The following is a 21,828-nucleotide window of genomic DNA, read 5'->3' on the forward strand; positions in this document are numbered from 1 at the left end:
GCTCTGGAACTGCAGCCGCGGGCGCTTTAAACAGGGGGCATGAAAACGACATCCCTCCCCGGTTTTGCCTTCGCCACCGTTGCCTTTGCGCTTGCTGCCGCTTGTGGCGGCGCCTCCAGTTCCGGCACAGCGGAAGCGGCTCCGGCAAAACCTGCCAAGGAAGCGCCCCCCGAAACCAAGTCGGAAGGCCCCAAGGTTGGCGACAAGATCGGCCAAAGCGCTGCCGAGCGCGCCGCGGCGCGGGCTGAAGCCGCCAAGAAACGTGCAGAGGAACAGGCCCGCAAGGATGCCGAACTCGCCGCCCGCGGCGTGAAACGGATCGGCTGGGAAGACCTGATGCCGGAAGGGGAGGAGGAACGCCTCGCCCAGATGTATCAGGCTCAGATGGCCATGCTTTATTCCGGCGCGGGCATTGCCGAAGGCTCTGCAGCCGATACGGCTGTCCAGATCGGGACGTTCAACACCGTCAAGGAACTCAACGGCAAGAAGATCCGTATCCCCGGCTACACGGTGCCGTTCGAATATGGCGCCGATGCGCAGATCAAGGAATTCCTGCTCGTGCCGTATTTCGGCGCCTGCATCCATGCGCCGCCGCCGCCGCCGAACCAGACCGTGTTCGTGATGTCGGAGAAGCCGATCAAGATGAAGGATCTGGCCCAGGCCGTCTGGATTGAAGGCACCATCCACACCCAGACGCAGGAAAGCGAACTGGCAGATGCAGCCTACACGATCACGCTGACCGCCATCGAGGAATACACCTACTGATGACATCACCGTTCGATCCGGCGGCTGTGCAGGTCATCGCATGGGATTTTGACGGCGTTCTCAATAGCAATATCGAGCAGGGGGTTTTCGCCTGGTCCCGCAATTTCGAGCAGGATCTGGGCCTCTCACTTCACTCCTTCTTCAGTTACCTCTTCGCGGGCCGGTTTCAGAAGGCGATGGTGGGGCAGGCTTGCCTGGTGGAGCTAGTCACCGAATGGGCTGAAGCGAATGCTGCGGCCGGACGCGCTGCCGAGATCCTTGATTACTGGTTCGAGCGTGATGCACTGCCCGATCACCGCACCCTGGCGCTGTTCGAGCCGCTCAAGGCGCGGGGCGTGCGTCATGTGATGGCAACCAATAACGAGATCCACCGTACGTCCTATATCGAAACCACAATGGGCTTTGGTGAGCGGGTGGAACGCATCTTTGCTGCCGGCCGGATGGGGATCGCCAAGCCGGATACGGACTATTTCGCTCACATCGAAATGGAGCTGGAGATTGCCCCGGAAAGCCTCCTCCTTGTGGATGATATGGAGGAGAATATCGCCGCCGCAAGGCGCCGGGGCTGGCAGGCCTTCCACTTTACTGAGGGCGCGCATGATCTGCTGGAGCAAACGCTCGGCCTGCAGAAGACATCCTGAGCCTGAAAGCAAGAAGGGCGACCCGACAGGCCGCCCTTCCGCACTCTACGCGGTACTCTACTATCCACAAAGTAGCAGCTAACTGCTTAATACTTTGCGAACCCTGATTTTCCGCAGGTTCCTTACTGGTTCTTGGCCAGCAGGTTGCGGATTTCTTCCAGAAGCACTTCCTGACGCGGCGGGGCCGGCGGCGGGGCTGCGGCCTCTTTCTTCTTCAGCGTGTTCATGCCCTTGACCACGAAGAACAGCGCGAATGCCATGATCGTGAAGGAGATGAGCGCGTTGATGAACCTGCCATAGGCAATCACCGGGGCACCGGCTTCCGATGCAGCGGCCAGAGAGGCGTAAGCCTGGCCGTTGAGGGAAATGAAGAGGTCGGAGAAATCGGCGCCGCCCATCAGCATGCCGAGCGGCGGCATCATGATGTCGTTCACAAGCGAGGTGACGATCGTGCCGAATGCACCGCCGAGGATAAAGCCGACGGCAAGATCGACGAGATTGCCCTTGAGAGCGAACTCTTTGAATTCCTTAAACATATTAACCCCTTCCCTTTGGCAGGATGCAGCCAGAGTTTGAATTAGAGTTCGCGGGGTTTGGCCCGAGCGTCAAGGCGCTGCATCAGGCGCGCGAAAGAGCGCTACCTATCTCGCTTCGGGATCATTGCCGCCATTGACGCGGGCGCGGAGTTCCTTGCCAGCCTTGAAGAAGGGGACTGCCTTGGCGGGCACTTTAACAGGCTCGCCGGTGCGGGGATTGCGGCCCTTGCGGGCGTCCCGCTTGCGCACGGAGAAGGCCCCGAAGCCGCGCAGTTCTACCCGGTCGCCCCGAGCCAGCGCTTCGCCAATCTCGCTGAGGATAACGTTCACGACCTTTTCGACGTCTTCGTGACGCAGGTGCGCGTTTTCAGCCGCGAGCTTCTCTATGAGTTGGGACTTGAGCATCGCATTGATAATAAACGCATTTGCGGCGGGAGCGCTAGGCCCCCGCCGCAAACATTTCGGGAAATTTAGATGGCCGGCCCGGTTTCAGCCGGGCAAGCCCCCAGATGGGCTAACCTCAAGCGAGGGAATCAGCCTGATCTTTCCAGCCATCGCGCTCGAAACGGCCCTGGATTGCCAGTTCCTCTTCGAGGTCTGCGATCTGCGCGTCGGAGAGCGCAGCGATCTGCCAGAAGTGGTAGATGCCCGCTTCGTTCAGCTTCTTCTCGAAAGCCGGCCCGAGGCCTTTCAGCTTCTTGAGGTCGTCCGCTTCGCCTTGCGGTGCATCGAGACGGCCCCGGTCGTCGAGGGCATCAGTGTCCGCGGCGGCTTTCGGCTTGCCTTTCGAGGAGGCGAGGGCAGCGCCCAGAATGTCGCCCAGCGAAGCGCCTGCGTCTGCAGAGCCGTACTGTGCAACGGCTTCGGCTTCTTCGGCGATCTCCAGAGCCTTGATCGAGAGCGAAACGCGGCGCGTTGCGCGGTCCACGGTCACGATCTTGGCATCGACCTTGTCACCCACAGCGAAACGCTCGGGGCGCTGGTCGGCGCGGTCGCGGGAGAGGTCGGAGCGGCGGATGAAGGACTTCACCGCCGGGGTGCCGAACTCGACTTCGATGCCGCCCGAGGTCACTTCCGTGACGGTGCAGGTCACGGTTGCGCCGCGCTTCAGACCGCCGCCGCCGCCACCAGACTCGCTGGCAGCTGCTTCGATCGGGTCACCGGAAAGCTGCTTGATGCCCAGCGAGATGCGCTCTTTATCGACGTCGACATCGAGAACTTTCGCTTTGACACGGTCGCCCTTGGTGAAGGCTTCGATCGCCTGATCGCCGGATTTGTCCCAGGCGATGTCGTTGATGTGCACCATGCCGTCGAGGTCCGGGCCGAGGCCGATGAAGAGGCCGAACTCGGTGATCCCGCGAACTTCGCCTTCGATTTCGGTACCAACCGGGTTCGCAGCGAGGAAGGCGCTCCACGGATTGTCCATGGTCTGCTTGAGGCCAAGCGAGATGCGGCGCTTTTCGCTGTCAACGTCCAGCACTTCCACATCGACTTCCTGAGAGGTCGAGAGGATCTTGCCGGGGTGGACGTTTTTCTTGGTCCAGCTCATTTCGGAGACGTGGATCAGGCCTTCCACACCATCTTCCAGCTCCACGAACGCGCCGTAGTCGGTGATGTTGGTGACAGTGCCCTTCAGGCGGCCGCCGACCGGGTAGCGGGACGAGATATTGTCCCACGGATCGGTGCCGAGCTGCTTCATGCCAAGCGAGATACGCTGGGTTTCCGGGTTGATCTTGATGATCTGGACTTCGACTTCCTGACCCACTTCGACCACCTGCGAGGGGTGGTTGATGCGCTTGTAGGACATGTCGGTGACGTGCAGCAGGCCGTCGATGCCGCCGAGGTCAACGAACGCACCGTAATCGGTGATGTTCTTGACGATACCCTTGCGGACGTCGCCTTCAGCCATGTCGGAAACGATCTCGGCGCGCTGTTCGGCGCGGCTCTCTTCGAGGATCGCGCGGCGCGAGACAACAATGTTGCCGCGAACGCGGTCGAGCTTGAGGACCGCAAACGGCTGCACTTCGCCCATGAGCGGGCCGACATCGCGCACCGGGCGGATGTCCACCTGGGAGCCGGGGAGGAAGGCGTTGACGCCGCCGAGGTCGACGGTGAAGCCGCCTTTGACGCGGCCGGAAATGGCGCCCTTGACGGGCTCGCCTTTGGAGAAGCTGCGCTCCAGCTTCACCCAGCGCTCTTCGCGGCGGGCCTTGTCGCGCGAGAGAACGGCTTCGCCCAGCGCGTTTTCGATCCGGTCCAGGTAAACGTCGATCAGGTCACCGGGGGCGGGTTGCTTGTCTTCAAGCAGGAATTCTTTGGTCGGGATGCGGCCTTCGGTCTTCAGGCCGATGTCGACGACGACGGAGTCATTGTCGATGCGCAGGACGGTGGCCGGGATAACCTGGCCTTCCTGCATGGCAGATGCCGCTGCCGACGACTCGAACATCGAGGCGAAATCGGCCGAGGAGGGGTTCATTTGGTTGGTCATGGGGTCTCCGGGGGAGGGCCGAATGGTTCAAAGGCAGGACCGGCACCATTGCCGCCTGCGCACATCCGACCCGTCGCGTGGTCTTTCAATATCTGAAGCGGGCACCGCCTGTTTGGATTGAAGCATCCCTTTGCGGGCGCCCCTCAGGCAGTCTTTCCCTTGGCGAGAGCAGCCTCAACGGCAGCCATCGCCCTTTCCACAGCCGCGTCTATAGTGAGATCAGTGGTATCGATCAAGATGGCATCGGCGGCCATCGCCGCGGGAGCGTCTGTCCGCCCCTGATCGCGGGCATCGCGGATCTTCAGCTGATCGATGACCTGATCCAGCGTCACGTCTTCGCCATGACCGACAAGTTCCCTCCAGCGGCGTTCGCCCCGCTGGCGCACATCGGCGTCCACCCAAAGCTTCACATCCGCGTCTGGCGCGATCACCGTGCCGATGTCGCGCCCGTCCAGCAGCGCGCCGCCCGCGCGGGTCGCAAAGGCCCGCTGCAGCTCGAACAGGGCCTGACGCACGGAAGGGATCGCGGCCACCACGCTCGCGGCCTTGCCAGCTTCCGCTGAGCGCAGCTCGTGTTCCACGAAGTCACTCAGATCCAGCATCCGGGCGATATCGGCCAGCGGCCCGGCTGCATCCAAGGGTACATCCTGTTTCATCGCGGCCACGGCGACAGCCCGGTAAAGGCGACCGGTGTCCATATGCGGCAGCCCATAATGGGCGGCCAGGCGCCGCGCGATGGTGCCCTTGCCGGAAGCGGTTGTGCCGTCGATTGCGATAATCATGGAGGCGGGGAGTGAGCCAGCCCCGCCCTTAAGTCAAGAAGGTCTCAGGCTGTGGCCGCTTCTGCGACGAAGCCCTTCCAGGTCTTCATGTAGTTGACGAAGACCGGGCCCAGCCCCTCGGCCACCAGATGTGCTTCGGGAACGGGCAGGGCGATCGGCTGGAAGTTTGCGTCTGCCGCCACCTTCTTGGGGAAGTCATGGTGCAGGATCGCGCCGCGGCCGATCACGACATAGTCGAGCCCGGCCTCCATCGCGCGCCCGCAGCTTTCGCCAGTCGTGAGCTTTCCGGCGGCGCCCAGGCGGCAATTGCCGCGCGGCAGGCCGGTGAACCATTCGACCAGGGGGCGGCCCTTGAAGCTTGGATCTTCAGGCTCCTTGAACGTGTCCCACAGCGACATGTCGAGATAATCGATGTCACCGCTGGTCATCAGCTCGCTGGCAAGGCGGCGGATCTCGCCAATGTCCATGCCGAAGCGTTCCGGTGACAGGCGAACGCCAAGGGAGAAGTCCTTCCCGCATTCGGCCCGAACGCCGGCGATGATCTCCCAGAGCAGGCGGGTCCGGTTCTCGAAGGAGCCGCCATACTCGTCTTCGCGCTTGTTGATGTCGGCGCTGATGAACTGGCAGAGCAGATAGCCATGGGCGCCGTGCAGCTCCACGCCGTGAAAGCCGGCCGTCTCGCAGCGTTTTGCGGCCGCGATGAAATCCGTTGCAACCTGTTTCACTTCGTCAAGCGTCAGGGCGCGGGCGCCTGTTTCTGCGTCGGCTGATGGGCACAGCGGCGCGCGACCGCCGATCAATTCGCGCGGGGTGCGCATCCCGGCATGGTGCAGCTGCACCACCGAATGGGTGCCCTGATCATTCAGCGCCCTGGCAAGACGGGTGAGGCCGGGCAGGTGCTTGTCGTCAAACACGCCCAGCTGTCCGGGAAAGCCTTGGCCATCGGCCTGAACATGGGCAGCGCAGGTCATGGTCAGGCCAAAGCCGCCTTCGGCGCGTTTCACCAGCCAGTGAAACTCGTCATCGCTGAGCGTGCCATCGGCATGGCTCTGCATGTTGGTGAGCGGGGCCAGCATGAAGCGGTTCTTCATGGCCGGGCCACGGGTGAAGGAGAGGGGATCAAACAGCGTTGTCATGCGCCGACATTGGCGCGGGAATCCGATCCGTCAATTTTGCCCTCGCGGCAGGGGTCAGCCCCGAATGTCCGCGCCCAGCGTTGCCATATGGCTCATGAATTCCGGATAGCTCGTATCAATCATGGAGATGTCGTCGACGCTGACGGGGTTCTGTGACGCTGTGCCCATGACCAGCGCGCTCATGGCGATGCGGTGGTCGTGACGGGTCTCAACGAGGCCGCCGCCGGGGGGCGGGCCGCCGCAGCCCTGCACGGTGAAGCCGTCTTCGGTCTCTTCCACTTCCACGCCATTGACGCGCAGCATGGCCACAACCGCGCCGATCCGGTCGCTTTCCTTGACGCGCAGTTCTTCAGCGCCGGTGACGCGGGTTTCGCCATTGGCGAAGGCGGCGAGCACGGCGAGGATTGGGAATTCGTCGATCATTGAGGCAACGAGGCGTTCGGGCACAGCGATGCCTTTGAGGCCGGCATAGCCCGCATGCAGGTCGATCAGGCGTTCCCCGGCCGCTTCGCCGCGTTCCTCGGCGCCGAGGCCGGCGCCCATCAGGTCAACCGCGTCATAGAAGCCGGACCGGGTGGGGTTCGACATCACATTCTCAACTGTCACATCGCCCTGAGGCGAGAGGATGCCCGCCGCGATGAGGAAGGCGGCCGAAGAGGGGTCGCCCGGAATGGCGGCCTCGAGCCCGTAGAGGCGCTGGCCGCCTTTGAGGCCAATCTCATGGGCGCCGCCCGGCTCTGTTTTGAACGAGAGTGCCGCGCCAAAGCCCTGCAGCATTCGTTCGGTATGGTCGCGCGTTGCCTTGGCTTCGACGACCACCGTTTCTCCCTCGGCATTGAGACCCGCCAGCAGCACGGCGGATTTCACCTGCGCGCTTGCCTGGGGCGGGGCATAGCGGATGGCTTTCAGGGATTTCGATCCCGTCAGTGTGAAGGGCAGTTTGCCATCCGGCCCGGCGGTATCTTTCAGGCCCATTTGGCGCAGCGGATTAAGCACCCGGTTCATTGGGCGTGAGCAGAGCGACGCGTCGCCCGTCAGGGAAGCAGTGAGATCATACCCCGCCATCACCCCCATTAGCAGGCGGGAGCCGGTGCCGGAGTTGCCGAAGTCCAGAACGTTTTTGGGTGAGGAGAGGCCTTTCGCGCCCACACCTGTCACTTCCCAGGCACCTGGGCCGGTGCGCGTGACGGTGGCGCCCATCGCCTGCATGGCCTGGCCGGTGCGCAGCACGTCATCGCCTTCCAGCAGCCCTGTGAAGCGGCTTTCGCCCTCAGCAAGGCCTCCAAAGATCAGCGCGCGGTGGCTGCAGGATTTGTCTCCGGGCGCGCGAATGGCGCCGGCGAGGCGTTTGACCGGGTGGCTGGTCCATACCATTGGGGAAAGGTCTCGTCAGAAAGGCGGGTTGCAGATGTAAATTGGGGCTTTGACAGCGCGGGGCGTTCATGGCAAGCGCGCCGCCAACTTCCAATTGGCTTTTTGCCCCAAGAGGAGCGCGCAAGCCCCATGTCCAAGGACAAACTCGGAACCAAGCAGGTCTGCCCGTCCTGCGAGTCTCGTTTCTACGATCTGAACAAACGCCCGGCCGTTTGCCCCAAATGCGGCAACGAGTTCGACCCTGAAGACGAAGTGATCCGCACGACCATCACCAAGGTGAAGGCGAAGGCGGCCCGCGCTGCTGTGAAAGCGGCAGATGAGGACGAAGAAGATCTCGAGGAAGAGGAAGACGCCGTCATCCGGGATGACGACGAGGACGACTCCGCTGAGGTTGATGACGACGCCGAAGAAGATGAAGAAGACGCCAAGGAACTTGGCGCTGATGACGATGACATCGTTCTGGAAGGCGCTGAGGATGAAGACGAGGAAGGCAAAGTGCCTTCGGGCTTCTCCGAGGACGGCGTCGATGAAGACGACGAAGACGACATCATCATCGCCGACGATGATGAGGAAGACTTCGAAATCGACGATGACGAGGACGGAGATGACGACCTCGAAATCGCAGATGATGATGAAGACGACGATCGGTGAAAAAGGGGCTTGAAAGCGGATCAGCGCTCGTTTAGTGCATCCGCTTCCCGGTCCGGGGCCATAGCTCAGTTGGGAGAGCGCTTGCATGGCATGCAAGAGGTCAGGGGTTCGACTCCCCTTGGCTCCACCAGGACCCCACTTTTCCGGTACACGGAAAAGTGAACGCAAGGGCCGCCCCGCAAGGGCGGCCTTTTGTTTTTCCGCCATAACCCACGGCAAACGCGGACACCTGCGGACATTCTTGGACAATTCCGGACAGTTTCTGGACAATCCTGACCGTTTGGCGGGCAGGCTGGGAACATTTCGGGCAACGGCGCGGCCGGTAACGGTCCTTAAGGGGTTGCCGCTATGATGCCGCATCAAGGTGCTTGAACCGGCCACAATGCAGGCCCACCTTTCCTGCATGGCAAGGTGGCCAGTGAGCCCTCTGCCAGCGACCCCGCCGGGGCGCGGAAAGGAGTGGACTGATGACGACCGAAATCAAGACTGACCTGTTTGAGAAAGAAGCTCTCGTCTATATCCGCCATATGGATGTGGGCGAGATCAGCGGCCTTCTGCCGCCCGACGCGCTCGCCGACATCGACGACCCGGAGGACCTGTTCATGGTATTCTCCGCGGACGGCCAGCGCCTTGCCATCGTGGAAGGGCGTGACGCTGCCTTTGCCGCCTGCCACGCCAACGATCTCCACCCGCTCAGCGTCCACTGAGCCGGCAACAACAGGCTGGGCGCCGAGTTCTATCGGGCGCCCAGCTTTGCTATTCACCGGTCTTGCTTTTCCCCGGATTGAAGTTGACACTTGCGTCATAACAATCCCGGGGAGGGAACCCATGACAATTCGACTGCTCGCTCTCGGCGGCGCTGCCATTCTGCTGACGCTGGCTGCCTGCTCACCTGCGACAAGCGACAAGCCGGCCGCCATCAATGAACTGCCAGCGCCGCTGTCTGCCGAAGGCGATTTTGGCGCAACGCTGCAGGCGGCGCTGATCGCGGCCAAACCCGGCGAGACAATCATGCTGCCGGAAGGCACGTTCCAGCTTGCCGACGGTCTGTCTCTGGATATCGACGGCGTTACGCTGCGCGGGGCAGGCCAGGAGAAGACGATCCTCGATTTCACCGGCCAGGAAGGCGCGGGCGAGGGCCTGCTGGTGACCTCCGATGATGTGACGCTGATGGATTTCGCTGTCCGCAACACCAAGGGCGACGGGATCAAGTCCAAGGGCGCGGATCAGATCATCTACCGTTACCTGACCGTGGAATGGACGGGCGGGCCAGACGAGAATAACGGCGCCTACGGCGTATACCCGGTCGAGTCGAAAAATGTACTGGTGGAAAATGTTACTGTCCGCGCGGCTTCCGACGCCGGCATCTATGTGGGCCAGTCGGACAATATCATCGTCCGCAATTCCGTGGTCGAATATAATGTGGCCGGCATCGAGATCGAAAATTCGATGAATGCCGATGTCTATGGCAACATCGCCCGCAACAATACCGGCGGCATCCTGGTGTTCGACCTGCCCGACCTTCCGGTGACGGGCGGCAACTCCACCCGCATCTTCGACAACGAGATCGGCAGTAACAATACGCGCAACTTTGCGCCTGCTGGCAATATTGTGGCAAGCGTGCCTTCGGGCACCGGTGTCATCGTAATGGCCAACCAGAATGTGCATGTGTTCGACAACAAGTTCGACGACAACCGCTCTGCCCATGTGCTGATCATGTCCTATTCGCTGCCGTTCACGGATGAGCGGTATAATCCGCTGCCACGCGATCTGGTGCTGCGGGACAATTTCTACGGCGCCGGCGGCAATGATCCGCAGGGGGATCTTGCGCCCCTGGCTGCCGCGTTGGGCGGCACGCTGCCAGCGATTGTCTGGGACGGGGTGGCCCGCTGGGGCGAAGGCGCGGCGCAGGACGTGAACCTTGCCGTGCTGGAAGGGCCGGAAGTGGGCTTCATCAGCTTCGGACTTGGTAAGTATCCGATCGATCCGGCCACCATGGCGCCTTCGCCGGAGCGTCCGCAGGCCACGCCTGCCGCAGAGCCTGCCGCCATCGTTCTGCCGCACGCGGATCGCTGAGGTACGTACAGTCATGAGATGGGTGGTTCTGCTTGCCCCGCTTTTCCTGCTGGCGGCCTGCTCGCCGGCAGGGAAGGGGGCGCCGGGGCCTGATCTTGGCGTGATCCTCGCGGAAGATCCCGCCCCCAGCCTTTCCGATTACGGACTGTTTGCCGATATGGCGTCGGGCGCGCCTGCACCCGGCGTTCTGCCCTATGACCTGATCAATCCGCTGTTTACAGACCACGCCGCCAAGCACCGCTTCGTGTTCGTGCCGGACGGTCAGGCGGCGGCCTATCGCGAAACGGATGTGTTCGATTTTCCGGTTGGCTCCGTGCTGGTAAAGACCTTTGCGTTCGCCCCCGACATGCGCGCGCCGGAAGAGGGGCAATGGCGGGTGGAGACGCGCCTCCTCATTCACAAGGCGGGCGGCTGGGCCGCCTATCCATATATCTGGAACGCGGCGCAGACCGAAGCAGTCTACAGCCCTGCCGGTCAGCGGCTCGGCATCGAGACCATCAGCCCGGACGGCGAGACGCTTGAGCTTCGCTATGCCGTGCCCAATCAGAACCAGTGCAAGACCTGCCATCAGGCGGGCAAGGACATAGCCCCGATTGGGCCGAAGGTGCGTCACCTTGCCCATAAGGACCAGCTGACGCGCTGGGAGGCGGCGGGCATCCTTTCCGGAGTGCCGGAGGATGTGGAGGGAGAGCCTTACGCCTTTGATCCGTCTGCCCCGCTGGACCTGCGGGCGCGGGCGTGGCTGGACGTGAACTGTGCTCATTGTCACAAGGCGGACGGATCGGCGTCCAATTCCGGGCTCTGGCTTGCCTCCACAGAGACCGGCCAGGCCCGGATCGGCATCCTGAAACATCCCGTTGCCGCCGGGCGCGGCTCGGGCGGCTTGAAACAGGTGATCGTGCCGGGAGACCCCGACGCCTCGATCCTGCTTTACCGGATGGCCTCAACCGAGCCGGGCGTAGCCATGCCGGAGCTTGGCCGCAGTGTGGCCGATCCTCACAGCCTCGCCTTGATCCGGGAGTGGATTGCGGCGATGGAGACCGAATGACCGTTCGTATCCTTGTCGATGCCGATGCCTGCCCTGTGAAGGACGAGATCTACACCGTGGCCTTGCGCCATCAGGTGGCCGTGGTGGTCGTGGCCAATTCCTATCTGCGCATTCCCGAACACAAGCTGATCTCGCGCAAGATTGTCAGTGACGGCTTTGACGCCGCCGATGACTGGATCGCCGAGGCGGCCGGGCCGGACGCGATTGTCGTGACGGCGGACATTCCGCTGGCAGACCGCAGCCTGAAGGCCGGGGCGCGTGTCATCAGCCCCTCCGGCAAGCCGTTTACGGACGACTCCATCGGCACGGCCATGGCCACAAGGTCGATCATGGCAGACCGCCGGGTGGGCGTTGCCGGGATCGGGGCAGGCGGGCCGCCGCCCTTCAGCAAGGCGGACCGTTCGCGCTTCCTTTCGGCGCTGGATGCAGCCATTGTGGCGGCGAAGCGCGCGCAGGGGTAAGCGTCGCCTTTGACTTGCGCTTAACGCGCGCCGTGATAAGGGCCGCTATATGAACCAGATCACCCTCCATAAGGGCGACCTTCCCGAAGGTCTCGACCTTGGCCCCGTGATTGCCGTCGATACCGAGGCGATGGGCCTGAACCCCCTGCGGGACAATCTCACCCTCGTGCAGATTTCGGCCGGCGACGGCAAGGCGCACATCGTACAGCTGAGCCGTGATTACGACTGCCCGAACCTCAAGGCGCTGCTGACCGATCCCAAGGTGCTGAAGATCTTCCACTTCGCCCGGTTTGACGTGGTGATGATGAAGCGCTGGATGGGCATTACCTGCGCGCCGATCTGGTGTACCAAGATCGCCTCACGCCTTGCCCGGACCTATACCGACAAGCATGGCCTGAAGGATGTTGCCCGCGAGGTGGCGGGGGTCGACATGTCCAAGGCCCAGCAGAGCTCTGACTGGGGTCAGAGCAAGCTGACCGACGCCCAGATCCAGTATGCTGCCAGCGATGTGCTCTATCTGCACCAGATCAAGGCAGGGCTCGAGGCCATGCTGGAGCGCGAGGGCCGCAAGCAGCTGGCTGAGGCGTGCTTTGCCTTCCTGCCGGTGCGGGCCGACCTCGACCTGGCGGGATGGCCGGACGAGGATATTTTTGCTCACAGCTGAGCAAAGTCCCGCCAATACCTGCCTTCTCGTGCTTTCACAGCACGAACATCACGGGTAAGACTCCCGGTTGACTGCAGTTTAGCCGGATTTTGCCCGCCTCCATGGACGCAACCCGTCACAATGATCCGATCTCGCTCTGGGCGCCCCGGCGGCAGCTGACGCTGGCGCAGGCGCGGCGCCGGTCTTCGCGGGTGAAGTATCTGCGCTATGGGCTGGTGGCGGCTGCTGCCATCTCCATTGGCCTGTTCCTCGGCTATATCGTGCGCAGCGCCATCAATCAGGAAAGCCGCCCCCCGCCGGTGGACGACACCCAGGCGGTGACCATGATCAATCCTCGCTTTACCGGGCGCGACGCGGCCGGCGAGATCTTCACGATCACCGCTGAAGCAGCCAAGCGCCGCCGCTCCCGAGAGGGGGCGGTTGACCTGGTCGGCCCGGTGCTACGCGACTCCAAGGGGACAGAAGTGCAGGCGCCGTCAGGCTTTTATGACCGCGATACCGGCATCCTGGAACTGTATGAGGATGTGCGGATATCGGATGCGGCCGGTTATATTTTCAATTCGCAGGGCGCCCGGCTGCATGTGGCCGAAGACCGTGTGGAAGGCCTTTCGCCCTTGCAGGGCAGGGGCCCTCTTGGAGATATTCGGGCAGACTCGTATGAAATCCTTGATGGCGGTGACCGCATCGTCTTCATGGGCAATGTCCAGACAGTGATTTATCCCAGCAAGTCCGAACCATCGGCAGAAACGCGTGAAGGTGAACAAGATGGCACTCCTTAAGGCAGCCGGTATCGGCCTTGTGCTTGGCCTTTTGATGGGCGTGCCGGCCCATGCGCAGATCTCTTCTGAGGGCGGGCCGATCTATATCAATTCGGAGCGGACCGAGAGCTTGGAGCGGGAGCGCAAGGTCCTGCTGGTGGGCAATGTCGACATCCGCCAGGGCACTGCGCGCCTGCGGGCTGATACCGTCACCATCCTCTTTACCGGTGAGCCGGCGCCGGGCGCCAGCACTCAGGGCGTGGCCGCCGGCTTTGGCCAGGTGCAGTCGATCGTGGCCGAAGGGAACGTCTATTACGTCACCCCCGAGTTGAAGGCGAAGGGTGACCGCGGAATTTATGAGCTGGCCACCGATACCATCACGATGACCGGCAATGTAGCCCTGATGCGGGACCGGGACGTGGCGGAGGGTCAGCGTCTGAAGATGGAGATCGGCAATCGCCGCACCACGCTGGAAGGCGGCGGCGGGCGCACCCGCATGGTGATCGATCCGGAGACCCAATCACAGGCGAACCGGTGAATTTTGACGGAATCCTGAAGCCGATCTTAAGCATGACGGTCTAGGGTAGCAGAGGGCGGCGATACCGCTCCACGTAAAGGGAATGACCAGATCATGAGCGAACCGGCCGAAGGCCTTGTCGTCAGCAACCTCGCCAAAGCCTTTGGCAAGCGTCAGGTTGTGCGCGATGTTTCGCTCTCCCTTGCGCGGGGAGAAGTCGTCGGCCTGCTTGGACCCAACGGGGCCGGCAAGACCACCTGCTTCTACATGATCATGGGGCTGATCGGAGCCGATTCCGGTTCCATTTCCATCGATGGCGAGGACGTTACCCGCCTTCCGATGTATCAGCGCGCCCGTCTGGGCGTGGGGTATCTTCCGCAGGAAGCGTCAATCTTCCGGGGGATGACTGTAGAAGAAAATGTGCTCGCCGTGGCGGAACTGGTCGAGAAAGACCGGGCTGCGCGGATGGCACAGGTCGATGGCCTGCTCAGCGAGTTGCATGTCGAACATCTGCGCAACCAGCCTGCCACCTCCCTGTCGGGCGGTGAACGGCGGCGCGTGGAGATCGCCCGCGCGCTCGCGTCTCGTCCGAGCTTCATGCTACTGGACGAACCGTTCACCGGCATCGACCCGCTCGCCATCTCCGACATTTCCGAACTTGTCCGCTATCTGAAGCAGCGCGGCCTGGGTGTTCTGATCACGGATCACCAGGTGCGTGAAACGCTCCAGATCGTCGACCGGGCTTATGTCATGTATGATGGTGAAGTTCTGTTCACCGGCACGCCAGAGGATGTGCTGAAGAATGAGGATGTGCGCAGGGTCTATCTGGGTGAGCAGTTCGCCGCTTGATCTCAGGGGGCGCGGCCTATGGCCATGAAACAATCACTAGACATGCGCCAGGGCCAATCCCTGGTGATGACGCCGCAGCTTCAGCAGGCGATCAAACTTCTTCAGCTGTCGAACCAGGAGCTTTCCGAATTCATCGAGGCCGAGCTTGAGCGCAATCCGCTGCTCGTGAAGGTCGAGGATGAGGGCGGCTCCGCCGCCGCCGAAGCGAGCGACCCCAAGAGCCGCGAACAGCTGACCCTTGACGAGCGCTCTGGCCTTGGCGAAGCCCGCGACCAGTTGGACGCGCCGGGCGAAGATGTGTTCGAGCCGGGCACCGGCTCTGATGCCGCCCTGGCCGCCGATGCGCGCGGGCCTTCTGCCACCACCGATTGGTCGGGCGCCTCCAATGGTCCGGCCTCTGAAGATTTCGACTATGCGGCCAACGTTTCCGGCGATGTGACGCTGCACGAGCATCTCCATTCCCAGCTCAGCTTTGCGGGCCTTTCGGCCGCTGACCGGCTGATCGCTGCCCGGCTGATCGATGAGATGGACGAGACCGGCTATCTGCGCGCGCCGCTGGAAGATGTTGCCAAGGCGCTGGGCGCCGACATTGCCAATGTCGAGGCAGTGCTGACCGTTTGCCAGGGCTTTGACCCGACCGGCGTGATGGCGCGCTCTGTGCCCGAATGCCTGGCGTTGCAGCTGAGGGATCGCGGCCGGCTGGACCCTGCCATGCAGGCGATGCTGGACAATCTCCACCTTGTGGCCCGTCATGACATGAAGGCGTTGATGGATGTGTGCGGGGTCGACAAGGCCGACATCCAGGACATGCTGCTGGAACTGCGCCAGCTTTCGCCCAAGCCGGGCGCGGGTTTTTCCAGCGACACCACCGTCGCCGTGGCGCCAGATGTTTACGTCCGTGAACTGCCCAACGGCATGTTTGCCGTTGAGCTCAATTCTGACAATCTGCCCCGCGTGCTGATGGACAAGGCCTATTATGCCGAGGTCACCGCCCTGCCGATGCGCGAGAAGGAGAAGGAATTCATCTCTGAATGTGCCGCCTCGGCCAGCTGGCTGGTGAAGTCCCTGGACCAGCGCGCCCGCACCATCCTGAAGGTGGCGAGCGAGATCGTCCGTCAGCAGGACGGGTTCTTCGCCCATGGTGTGGCGCATCTGCGGCCGCTGAACCTCAAGCAGGTGGCTGATGCCATCGAGATGCACGAATCCACCGTCAGCCGGGTCACCACGAACAAATACATGGCCACCCCGCGGGGCCTTTTCGAATTCAAATACTTCTTCTCTGCCTCCATCCCTGCGACCGGCGGCGGGGAGGCCCATTCGGCCGAGGCCGTCCGTCACCGGATCAAGCAGCTGATCGATGAAGAAGCGCCCGAAGATGTGCTTTCGGACGACCAGATCGTTGAAATCCTCACCGGATTCGGCATCGAGATTGCCCGCCGCACGGTGGCGAAATATCGCGAAAGCCTCAACATTCCCTCGAGCGTCCAGCGCCGCCGCATGGGCCGGGCGGGCTGATTTCTGAACTACTCGCGTTATTTCTTCTTCAACTCGAAGCGCTTGATGAAAATCGCGTCAAGCCAGCGTTTGGGCAGGCGGCTGGCGATGGTGAAGTTGGTGAGCTTGTCGGGCACCGGGGCATAGCGGGCCTTGGGTTTGCGACTGCTGAGCGCGTCTTCGACGACTTCAGCGATCTTCTGAGGCGGGAGGCCCGTCTTGCCGCCTTTCAGCATGGTTTCTTCGAAAATTTCCAAAGGCTTTTCCCAATCGCTTCCGGAATAGAGGCCGTCTTCATTGTCCTTTTCGGCCTTGTTCCAGATAGGCGTGCGCACCGAGCCGGGGCCGACGGCGATGGCATCGATGCCATAGATCGCGAGTTCGCGGCGGAGTGTGTCGGTCATCGCCTCATTTGCATGTTTGGTGGCGGTGTAAGCGCCGAGGAAGGGGGCGGCGATCTTGCCGCCGACCGAGGTGATCGTGACGATGCGCCCAGGCGGGCCTTGGCGGGCCGGGTCACCGCCAAGCAGGGGCACCATGGCCTGCGTCACGCGCAGCAAGCCGAACACGTTGACGCTGAAATGGGCCTCGAAATCGTCCAGCGGCTGGATCGCCAGCGGTCCCATCTTGGCAATGCCGGCATTGTTGAGGAGGCCCGAGAGACGCTTATTGCCGAGCGCAGTGCCAATCGTGGTGACGGCGGCCTCCACTTGTTCGGGCTTGGTAACATCCAGAATCAGCGGCCGAAGATCACCCATGGCGCCGTCTTTCAGGGCGTCGGCGTCCTTCAGGCTGCGAACTCCGGCAAATACAGTCCAGCCTCTGGCGGCCATGTGGCGGGCGCAGGCCTCTCCAATGCCGGTGGAGGCGCCGGTGACAAGCAGGCTGCGGGGGAGGGCGGGAGCGGTCAGATCGGTCATACCTGACTATACGTCTGAAACGCTCGTCAGTTTTCAGTTTTTTTTGCGCCGCCTTCAATCACTGTCAGGCGGGGCTTTGTCTGACGCAGGCGGGTGATCTTACCGGGCTCGGGTGGGGACAGGCTGGAGGCGGGCACCAGGGTGGGTTTTGGCTTGGCGGGCGGCTCGGGCGCTATTTCAGGCTCATCAGCCTCAACATCATGGTCGCGTGCGCGCGGGACCGGCTTGCGCTTCATGCCCATCGGCTTTCGCGTCTGCAGGCCGCGACTGGGTTTGCCGCGGGCTTTCTTGTCAATCTCGCGCAGTTTTGCCTGCTGCAGGCTGGAAAGGGCCTCACCTTCCGCGCCTTTCATGGGATCGGCAAAGGCAGAGCCGAATTTCTCGATCCGGTCTTCAACCTCCTCGAGAAATTCGCGTTCCCAGTCCGACAAGGGAGGCCCAAGGCCTTTTTCGGCCAGCATCGCGGCTTTTCGCAGCTTCCTCAGCGCCGCGCGCTTCTTGCGCTCATCGACTTCTCTGGTCATGCGATCACATCAGACGAATTTGCCCGTTGCCGCAATTATCCCCCTGGTCTCAGGCCTCGCCAAGGGCAATGAGATAGGTTTCGAGGATCATTTCCTGTTCCTCGCGCTCGGCACGTTCGATCTTCCGGAGGCGGATCACCTGACGAAGGGCCTTGGTGTCAAAGCCGATCGCCTTGGCTTCGGCATAGACTTCCTTGATCTGCTCGGCGACCTCCTTCTTCTCCTCTTCCAGCCGCTCGATCTTGGCAACGGTCTGGCGGAGCTTTTCCCGGGTGGTTTCGTCGATTTTGGTCAGCTCAAAGCTGTCGTCCATGGGGTGTCCTTTCCGGGCTGAGGCGAGAGGAAGGCTTTAGCGGGTCTGGCGGCCAAAGGCCAGCCGCCGGATGGCGCCCGCTACAGCGCTGCCCTCGCCATGATGAGGCATATGTCCCTCGTCTGGCAGGATCACCAGTTCGATGGGAACCTGCTTCTTGAGCCGGGCGGTATGAAGTTTTGGTGAAACGACCGTATCCTTGCTGCCGGAAAATACGGTGATGGGCACGGCAAGCTCGCCATAGCGCCGGGATTGCTCGGCCAGTTCCTGCTTCAGCTGGGTCATATCCTGGGCATTGGCGCGGAAGTTTGGCGGGCGCAGGAAAAGTCCGATGCCGGAGTTTTCGAAATAGTCAGGCGGGGTGGGTGCCGGGGCGAAGACGCCGGAAATGCCGTTTTTCATCTGCGCTGGCCCGGCAATCGGGGCAAGTTGGGAAAAGAACGGCCCGAATACCGGGTTGGCGGCAAAGGAATTGTACCAGGCGGTGCCGCCCTCTGCGTCGCCCCAATCATGGGTGACGGGCGCCAGCAGGACCAGGCTGGAGACAAGGTCTGGCCGGTCAAGCGCCAGTCTTAGGGCCACGGCGCCGCCAAAGGAATGGCCTACCACGGTCGCCTTGCGGCCAGGGGCCAGCAGCTCCAGCGCGCCGGCCATCTGAGCGGCCTGTGCGGCCAGCGTGTCTGCGCCGCCAAAGCGTTCAGAATAGCCATGCCCCGGCCTGTCTACCATCAGCACGCGCAAATCCATTTCCAGGCGCGGGGCCAGCGTCCAGGTGAATTCGCGGGCATTTGCGCTGGCGCCATGGATCATCAGCACGACCGGCGCAGCTTCCGGCCCACGGGTCATGACATGGACGCTATGGCCATTGACAGCGACCTGCTGGCCGTCCGGCGGGTAAGCCGCCTCTACCTTTGAGGTATAGGCCATGCTGGAGACACAGGCGCCAAGGCTGAGGCCCGACAGGGCCACCAGAGACACGGTGATCATGCGTTTCAAAGCTCCAGGCCTTCGGCCTTCAGCGTCAGGCGCGCCTCCGCCGCCTTGGCCTGAGGCATCAACGGATAGATTTTCAGCGCTTCCCGGTAGCTGTCGAGCGCTTCGGCTTCCCCGCCTAGCTGTTCGAGGACAAAGCCCATACCGAGCCAGGCGCCGAAATGACGGGGCTCTGCCTCCAGCGTCTGGTTCAGGTCGCGCAGTGCTTCGGAATAGTTCTCCTCCGACAGGAAGATGCCCGCGCGCCGGTGCCAGGCTTCGGCAAAGTCCGGCCGCATGAGGATCACCCGGTCCAGCAGGTCGCGGGCAAGCTCCGTTTCGCCATAAGCCAGCGCTTCGGCCGCCCGGCGCATCACGAGGTCAGCGCTGGGCGACCCGGATTCCAGCCAGCTGGCCCAGATATCATCAGCAACATCGGCCGCGATCGCCTCATCCTCAGCCGCTTTCAGTTTTTCGAACATCTCGTCGGACGGAAAGGCCTGCGCCAGCGGCGCCAGCGAAAACAGCAGAAGGGCAGGGAGAAGCTGCTTGATCATGGTTTCCAATATGACGCGCCGGCGGCCGGCGGCAACGCCCGCCTTCAGATCAACTGTCAAAGACGCCTTTCAGGGTCAGAGAAGTCCCTGGCGGATCAGTTCGCTTTCCAGCCGGGCAGCGCCTGTGAACAGGTGGGTCTGGTAGCCGAGCGCGTCTGCCATCGCGATATTCCGGGGCAGATCATCAATGAACAGCACCTCACCGGGATCGGGATCGCCCATGCGGGTGCGGGCATAATGGAAGACGGCCGGGTCTGGCTTGATCAGCCCGATCTGGCCGGAAACCACGATGTCGCGGAAACGGTGCAGGGCCGGAAACATATCCAGCATCTGGGGCCAGATTTCCGCGGGCATGTTGGAAAGACCGTAAAGGGGCACTTCGCGGCCGAACAGCATTTCCACCAGACGGTCGGTGCCGGAAACATAGCCCCCGAACATCTCGCCCCAGCGGCTGTGCCAGGCAAGGATCTGGGATTCGTACTGGGGATATTGCGCGATCAGCGGAGCGGCATTGTCAGCAAAGCTGACGCCGCGATCATGCTCGGTATGCCACGCCATGGTGCATACTTCGGCAAGGAACCGGTCCGCTTCAGCCGCGTTGCTGAAGATCTGGGAATAAAGCCGCGCAGGCGACCAATCGAGGAGGACGCCACCTAAATCAAACAGGGCGATGCGGGCTGTCATGGTGCCGCCTCATTCCCTGTTCATCTAAGGGTCAGCCTTGTTTCGCTTTGAAACGCGGGTCGGTTTTGTTGATCACATAGACCCGGCCCTTACGGCGCACGATCTTGCAGTCGCGGTGACGTGACTTGAGCGATTTGAGAGACGAGCGGACTTTCATGGGTCTGGCCTGGAACGTTTAGGAATTGGGAAAGCGGAGCGCGTAATGAATCCGGATAGCCGAGTCAAGGACGGTAACTGCGGCGAGAAGGCCGCCAAAGGGGCAAAGGCCATGATTATCACAGGACTGGCCCGTTCAAAATGGATGGGAATTGCCATTGTCTGCGGGGCGCTAGCCTCGTGCGCAGCCGGGCCTCAGGCGCCTTCGCCAAAGCCCCCGGTGACGGGAACGCCCTCTCCGGCGCCAGAAACCGGGCCGATTGTCTATAAATCCTCCGGCCATGCAGCCATGGATGCCTGGCGTGACGATTTCTCCGCCCGCGCGATGGCCGCAGGCCATGACCGGGCGATCGTGAAGTCGATGCTGGAAAATATCAGCCCGATCACAATGTGGCTGGGCAGCGCTGACACGGTGCAAACTCAGACCGCGCCCAGCGATCAAGCCGAGTTTGCCAAGCCGATCTGGGATTATCTGGCCACGCCGCTGGGCAATACACGGATCACTCAGGGCCAGCAGAAACTTTCCTCTACCCGCACGACCCTGGATGCCATTGAGGCGGCCTATGGGGTCGACCGCTCGGCGCTGCTGGCGATCTGGGGGATGGAGACGAATTTCGGCGGTTTTATCGGCCGGGATGATGCAGCCAATGCGCTGGCCAATATGGCCGTGGAAGGCCGGCGGCGGAATCTGGCCGAATCCGAACTCTATGCCCTGATGAAAATCCTGAAGGATGGTGATGCCCGCAGGGGAGACCTGATTGCAGGCTGGGCGGGGGCGATGGGGCAGACCCAGTTCATGCCTTCCACCTATGTGGCCCACGCCGTCGATTTTGACGGCGATGGCCGCAAGGACGTCTGGAAAAGTGAGGCAGATGCCCTTGCTTCGGCCGCCAATTATCTCGCCCGGTCCGGATACATGAAGGGCCAGCCTTGGGGCATTGAGGTGCTGACACCCGAAGGGTTTGATTTCAGCCTGGCGGATGGCAGTGAGCGCCGGATGGCGACCTGGGTAGCCGCAGGGCTTTCCCCGATCCGGGGCGGCGCTTTCGAGACCGGCGGGGCCGATTTTGCCGAACTCTGGCTGCCGGCCGGGGCCAGCGGGCCGAAATTCCTGCTGTTCAAGAACTTCAACGTGTTCAAGACCTATAACCGTGCCGATTCCTACGCGCTGGCTGTGGGGCTTTCCGGCGACATGATCATCGGAAAGGGTGGCCCGGTGGCCGCCTGGCCGAAACATCTGGCACCGCTGACGGTGGCTGAAGTCCGAGACCTCCAGGACGGACTCAATGCCCTGGGCTATGACGCGGGCACCGCTGACGGGATTGCGGGCCGGCGGACCAAGACGGCGCTGCAGAACTTCCAGAAGGCACGCGGCTTCCTGGCAGATGGCTATCCCACCAAGGAAATGCTGGCGGCTGTCCGCTCAGGCACGCCTGCCATCAATTAGGCGCGGGTTCCTGGG

26 protein-coding genes and 1 tRNA gene are annotated in these 21,828 nt (G+C 62.4%); 14 read left to right on the top strand and 13 right to left on the bottom strand.

The window, feature by feature from the left end; genetic code table 11:
• The first annotated feature begins 39 nt into the window (after positions 1-39).
• Together HPO_RS10120 and HPO_RS10125 are read left to right on the top strand one after the other, a co-directional pair.
• Positions 40-765 (top strand): DUF3299 domain-containing protein, encoded by a 726-nt coding sequence (locus HPO_RS10120; RefSeq protein ID WP_035597918.1) that lies wholly within the window; start codon positions 40-42, stop codon positions 763-765.
• Positions 765-1,406 (top strand): HAD-IA family hydrolase, encoded by a 642-nt coding sequence (locus tag HPO_RS10125; protein ID WP_035597921.1) that lies wholly within the window; start codon positions 765-767, stop codon positions 1,404-1,406. Before HPO_RS10120 ends, HPO_RS10125 begins: the two co-directional genes overlap by 1 nt.
• A 122-nt stretch (positions 1,407-1,528) precedes the next feature.
• Here HPO_RS10125 and mscL read toward each other — a convergent pair whose 3' ends face one another.
• The 6 genes from mscL to aroA form a co-directional block, all read right to left on the bottom strand.
• Positions 1,529-1,942: a large conductance mechanosensitive channel protein MscL gene (gene mscL / locus HPO_RS10130; protein WP_035597924.1), complete on the bottom strand. Its 414-nt coding sequence runs from the start codon at positions 1,940-1,942 to the stop codon at positions 1,529-1,531.
• Between the two features lie 105 nt (positions 1,943-2,047).
• Positions 2,048-2,347: an integration host factor subunit beta gene (locus HPO_RS10135; RefSeq protein WP_035597925.1), complete on the bottom strand. Its 300-nt coding sequence runs from the start codon at positions 2,345-2,347 to the stop codon at positions 2,048-2,050.
• 115 nt (positions 2,348-2,462) lie between these two features.
• Complete coding sequence (rpsA, locus tag HPO_RS10140; protein ID WP_035597927.1) at positions 2,463-4,430, bottom strand: 30S ribosomal protein S1; 1,968 nt, start codon at positions 4,428-4,430, stop codon at positions 2,463-2,465.
• 143 nt (positions 4,431-4,573) lie between these two features.
• Positions 4,574-5,212 (bottom strand): (d)CMP kinase, encoded by a 639-nt coding sequence (cmk, locus tag HPO_RS10145; protein WP_035597929.1) that lies wholly within the window; start codon positions 5,210-5,212, stop codon positions 4,574-4,576.
• 44 nt (positions 5,213-5,256) lie between these two features.
• On the bottom strand, positions 5,257-6,348 hold the full coding sequence (locus HPO_RS10150) for an NADH:flavin oxidoreductase (protein ID WP_035597933.1): 1,092 nt from the start codon (positions 6,346-6,348) through the stop codon (positions 5,257-5,259).
• A gap of 54 nt (positions 6,349-6,402) precedes the next feature.
• The gene (aroA, locus tag HPO_RS10155; protein ID WP_035597935.1) at positions 6,403-7,722 is read right to left on the bottom strand and encodes a 3-phosphoshikimate 1-carboxyvinyltransferase; all 1,320 of its coding nucleotides are present in this window, start codon (positions 7,720-7,722) and stop codon (positions 6,403-6,405) included.
• A gap of 129 nt (positions 7,723-7,851) precedes the next feature.
• On the opposite strand from aroA, the gene HPO_RS10160 reads away from it, so the two are divergent.
• The 11 genes from HPO_RS10160 to rpoN all read left to right on the top strand — a co-directional run bounded on the left by HPO_RS10160 (position 7,852) and on the right by rpoN (position 16,261).
• Positions 7,852-8,373, top strand: a complete 522-nt coding sequence (locus HPO_RS10160) for a TIGR02300 family protein (RefSeq protein WP_035597938.1) — start codon at positions 7,852-7,854, stop codon at positions 8,371-8,373.
• 54 nt (positions 8,374-8,427) lie between these two features.
• Positions 8,428-8,503 (top strand) — tRNA-Ala (locus HPO_RS10165).
• Positions 8,504-8,840: 337 nt separating this feature from the next.
• The gene (locus HPO_RS10170; protein WP_035597946.1) at positions 8,841-9,080 is read left to right on the top strand and encodes a DUF1150 family protein; all 240 of its coding nucleotides are present in this window, start codon (positions 8,841-8,843) and stop codon (positions 9,078-9,080) included.
• 121 nt (positions 9,081-9,201) lie between these two features.
• Entirely contained in the window at positions 9,202-10,449 is a 1,248-nt protein-coding gene (locus HPO_RS10175; protein ID WP_035597949.1) for a parallel beta-helix domain-containing protein, read from the top strand.
• A gap of 13 nt (positions 10,450-10,462) precedes the next feature.
• Complete coding sequence (locus HPO_RS10180; RefSeq protein ID WP_035597951.1) at positions 10,463-11,497, top strand: SO2930 family diheme c-type cytochrome; 1,035 nt, start codon at positions 10,463-10,465, stop codon at positions 11,495-11,497.
• Positions 11,494-11,958, top strand: a complete 465-nt coding sequence (locus HPO_RS10185) for a YaiI/YqxD family protein (RefSeq protein ID WP_035597957.1) — start codon at positions 11,494-11,496, stop codon at positions 11,956-11,958. The genes HPO_RS10180 and HPO_RS10185 overlap by 4 nt, the downstream gene beginning before the upstream one ends.
• A 49-nt stretch (positions 11,959-12,007) precedes the next feature.
• The gene (locus HPO_RS10190) at positions 12,008-12,622 is read left to right on the top strand and encodes a ribonuclease D (protein ID WP_035597960.1); all 615 of its coding nucleotides are present in this window, start codon (positions 12,008-12,010) and stop codon (positions 12,620-12,622) included.
• A gap of 101 nt (positions 12,623-12,723) precedes the next feature.
• Positions 12,724-13,401, top strand: coding sequence for an LPS export ABC transporter periplasmic protein LptC (gene lptC, locus HPO_RS10195; RefSeq protein ID WP_051612505.1), 678 nt, complete (start codon positions 12,724-12,726; stop codon positions 13,399-13,401).
• On the top strand, positions 13,388-13,918 hold the full coding sequence (locus HPO_RS10200; protein WP_035597964.1) for an LptA/OstA family protein: 531 nt from the start codon (positions 13,388-13,390) through the stop codon (positions 13,916-13,918). Before lptC ends, HPO_RS10200 begins: the two co-directional genes overlap by 14 nt.
• A 93-nt stretch (positions 13,919-14,011) precedes the next feature.
• Complete coding sequence (gene lptB / locus HPO_RS10205; RefSeq protein WP_051612506.1) at positions 14,012-14,746, top strand: LPS export ABC transporter ATP-binding protein; 735 nt, start codon at positions 14,012-14,014, stop codon at positions 14,744-14,746.
• 18 nt (positions 14,747-14,764) lie between these two features.
• On the top strand, positions 14,765-16,261 hold the full coding sequence (gene rpoN / locus HPO_RS10210) for an RNA polymerase factor sigma-54 (protein WP_035597970.1): 1,497 nt from the start codon (positions 14,765-14,767) through the stop codon (positions 16,259-16,261).
• 17 nt (positions 16,262-16,278) lie between these two features.
• On the opposite strand, the gene HPO_RS10215 is transcribed toward rpoN, so the two are convergent.
• The 7 genes from HPO_RS10215 to ykgO are packed head-to-tail and all read right to left on the bottom strand — an operon-like array spanning position 16,279 to position 20,367.
• Entirely contained in the window at positions 16,279-17,160 is an 882-nt protein-coding gene (locus tag HPO_RS10215) for an SDR family oxidoreductase (protein WP_035597972.1), read from the bottom strand.
• Positions 17,161-17,186: 26 nt separating this feature from the next.
• Positions 17,187-17,684, bottom strand: a complete 498-nt coding sequence (locus HPO_RS20825; RefSeq protein ID WP_199285914.1) for a hypothetical protein — start codon at positions 17,682-17,684, stop codon at positions 17,187-17,189.
• Positions 17,685-17,733: 49 nt separating this feature from the next.
• Positions 17,734-17,997, bottom strand: coding sequence for a DUF2312 domain-containing protein (locus HPO_RS10225; RefSeq protein ID WP_199285915.1), 264 nt, complete (start codon positions 17,995-17,997; stop codon positions 17,734-17,736).
• Positions 17,998-18,033: 36 nt separating this feature from the next.
• Positions 18,034-18,984, bottom strand: a complete 951-nt coding sequence (locus HPO_RS10230; protein WP_035597974.1) for an alpha/beta fold hydrolase — start codon at positions 18,982-18,984, stop codon at positions 18,034-18,036.
• A 5-nt stretch (positions 18,985-18,989) separates the two neighbouring features.
• A complete protein-coding gene (locus tag HPO_RS10235; protein WP_241767896.1) occupies positions 18,990-19,586 on the bottom strand; it encodes a tetratricopeptide repeat protein in 597 nt (198 codons plus the stop codon).
• Positions 19,587-19,601: 15 nt separating this feature from the next.
• Positions 19,602-20,210: an HAD family hydrolase gene (locus HPO_RS10240; protein ID WP_035597975.1), complete on the bottom strand. Its 609-nt coding sequence runs from the start codon at positions 20,208-20,210 to the stop codon at positions 19,602-19,604.
• 31 nt (positions 20,211-20,241) lie between these two features.
• Positions 20,242-20,367, bottom strand: coding sequence for a type B 50S ribosomal protein L36 (ykgO, locus tag HPO_RS10245; protein WP_011648318.1), 126 nt, complete (start codon positions 20,365-20,367; stop codon positions 20,242-20,244).
• A 111-nt stretch (positions 20,368-20,478) separates the two neighbouring features.
• On the opposite strand from ykgO, the gene HPO_RS10250 reads away from it, so the two are divergent.
• Positions 20,479-21,813 carry a lytic murein transglycosylase gene (locus HPO_RS10250; protein ID WP_241767897.1) on the top strand — a complete coding sequence of 445 codons (1,335 nt, stop codon included), beginning with the start codon at positions 20,479-20,481 and terminating at the stop codon, positions 21,811-21,813.
• Positions 21,814-21,828 lie beyond the last annotated feature (15 nt).

Source organism: Hyphomonas polymorpha PS728 (assembly GCF_000685315.1).
GTDB lineage: Bacteria > Pseudomonadota > Alphaproteobacteria > Caulobacterales > Hyphomonadaceae > Hyphomonas > Hyphomonas polymorpha.

Coding starts and splice junctions, on each gene's coding strand:
- lptB (WP_051612506.1), top strand. CDS start 14,012: ATGAGCGAACCGGCCGAAGGCCTTGTCGTCAGCAACCTCGCCAAAGCC.
- rpsA (WP_035597927.1), bottom strand. CDS start 4,430: ATGACCAACCAAATGAACCCCTCCTCGGCCGATTTCGCCTCGATGTTC.
- HPO_RS10175 (WP_035597949.1), top strand. CDS start 9,202: ATGACAATTCGACTGCTCGCTCTCGGCGGCGCTGCCATTCTGCTGACG.
- HPO_RS10160 (WP_035597938.1), top strand. CDS start 7,852: ATGTCCAAGGACAAACTCGGAACCAAGCAGGTCTGCCCGTCCTGCGAG.
- HPO_RS10225 (WP_199285915.1), bottom strand. CDS start 17,997: ATGGACGACAGCTTTGAGCTGACCAAAATCGACGAAACCACCCGGGAA.
- HPO_RS10240 (WP_035597975.1), bottom strand. CDS start 20,210: ATGACAGCCCGCATCGCCCTGTTTGATTTAGGTGGCGTCCTCCTCGAT.
- mscL (WP_035597924.1), bottom strand. CDS start 1,942: ATGTTTAAGGAATTCAAAGAGTTCGCTCTCAAGGGCAATCTCGTCGAT.
- ykgO (WP_011648318.1), bottom strand. CDS start 20,367: ATGAAAGTCCGCTCGTCTCTCAAATCGCTCAAGTCACGTCACCGCGAC.
- cmk (WP_035597929.1), bottom strand. CDS start 5,212: ATGATTATCGCAATCGACGGCACAACCGCTTCCGGCAAGGGCACCATC.
- HPO_RS10215 (WP_035597972.1), bottom strand. CDS start 17,160: ATGACCGATCTGACCGCTCCCGCCCTCCCCCGCAGCCTGCTTGTCACC.
- HPO_RS10200 (WP_035597964.1), top strand. CDS start 13,388: ATGGCACTCCTTAAGGCAGCCGGTATCGGCCTTGTGCTTGGCCTTTTG.
- HPO_RS10170 (WP_035597946.1), top strand. CDS start 8,841: ATGACGACCGAAATCAAGACTGACCTGTTTGAGAAAGAAGCTCTCGTC.
- HPO_RS20825 (WP_199285914.1), bottom strand. CDS start 17,684: ATGACCAGAGAAGTCGATGAGCGCAAGAAGCGCGCGGCGCTGAGGAAG.
- HPO_RS10120 (WP_035597918.1), top strand. CDS start 40: ATGAAAACGACATCCCTCCCCGGTTTTGCCTTCGCCACCGTTGCCTTT.
- lptC (WP_051612505.1), top strand. CDS start 12,724: ATGGACGCAACCCGTCACAATGATCCGATCTCGCTCTGGGCGCCCCGG.
- HPO_RS10180 (WP_035597951.1), top strand. CDS start 10,463: ATGAGATGGGTGGTTCTGCTTGCCCCGCTTTTCCTGCTGGCGGCCTGC.
- HPO_RS10190 (WP_035597960.1), top strand. CDS start 12,008: ATGAACCAGATCACCCTCCATAAGGGCGACCTTCCCGAAGGTCTCGAC.
- rpoN (WP_035597970.1), top strand. CDS start 14,765: ATGGCCATGAAACAATCACTAGACATGCGCCAGGGCCAATCCCTGGTG.
- HPO_RS10135 (WP_035597925.1), bottom strand. CDS start 2,347: ATGCTCAAGTCCCAACTCATAGAGAAGCTCGCGGCTGAAAACGCGCAC.
- HPO_RS10185 (WP_035597957.1), top strand. CDS start 11,494: ATGACCGTTCGTATCCTTGTCGATGCCGATGCCTGCCCTGTGAAGGAC.
- HPO_RS10150 (WP_035597933.1), bottom strand. CDS start 6,348: ATGACAACGCTGTTTGATCCCCTCTCCTTCACCCGTGGCCCGGCCATG.
- aroA (WP_035597935.1), bottom strand. CDS start 7,722: ATGGTATGGACCAGCCACCCGGTCAAACGCCTCGCCGGCGCCATTCGC.
- HPO_RS10230 (WP_035597974.1), bottom strand. CDS start 18,984: ATGATCACCGTGTCTCTGGTGGCCCTGTCGGGCCTCAGCCTTGGCGCC.
- HPO_RS10125 (WP_035597921.1), top strand. CDS start 765: ATGACATCACCGTTCGATCCGGCGGCTGTGCAGGTCATCGCATGGGAT.
- HPO_RS10250 (WP_241767897.1), top strand. CDS start 20,479: ATGATTATCACAGGACTGGCCCGTTCAAAATGGATGGGAATTGCCATT.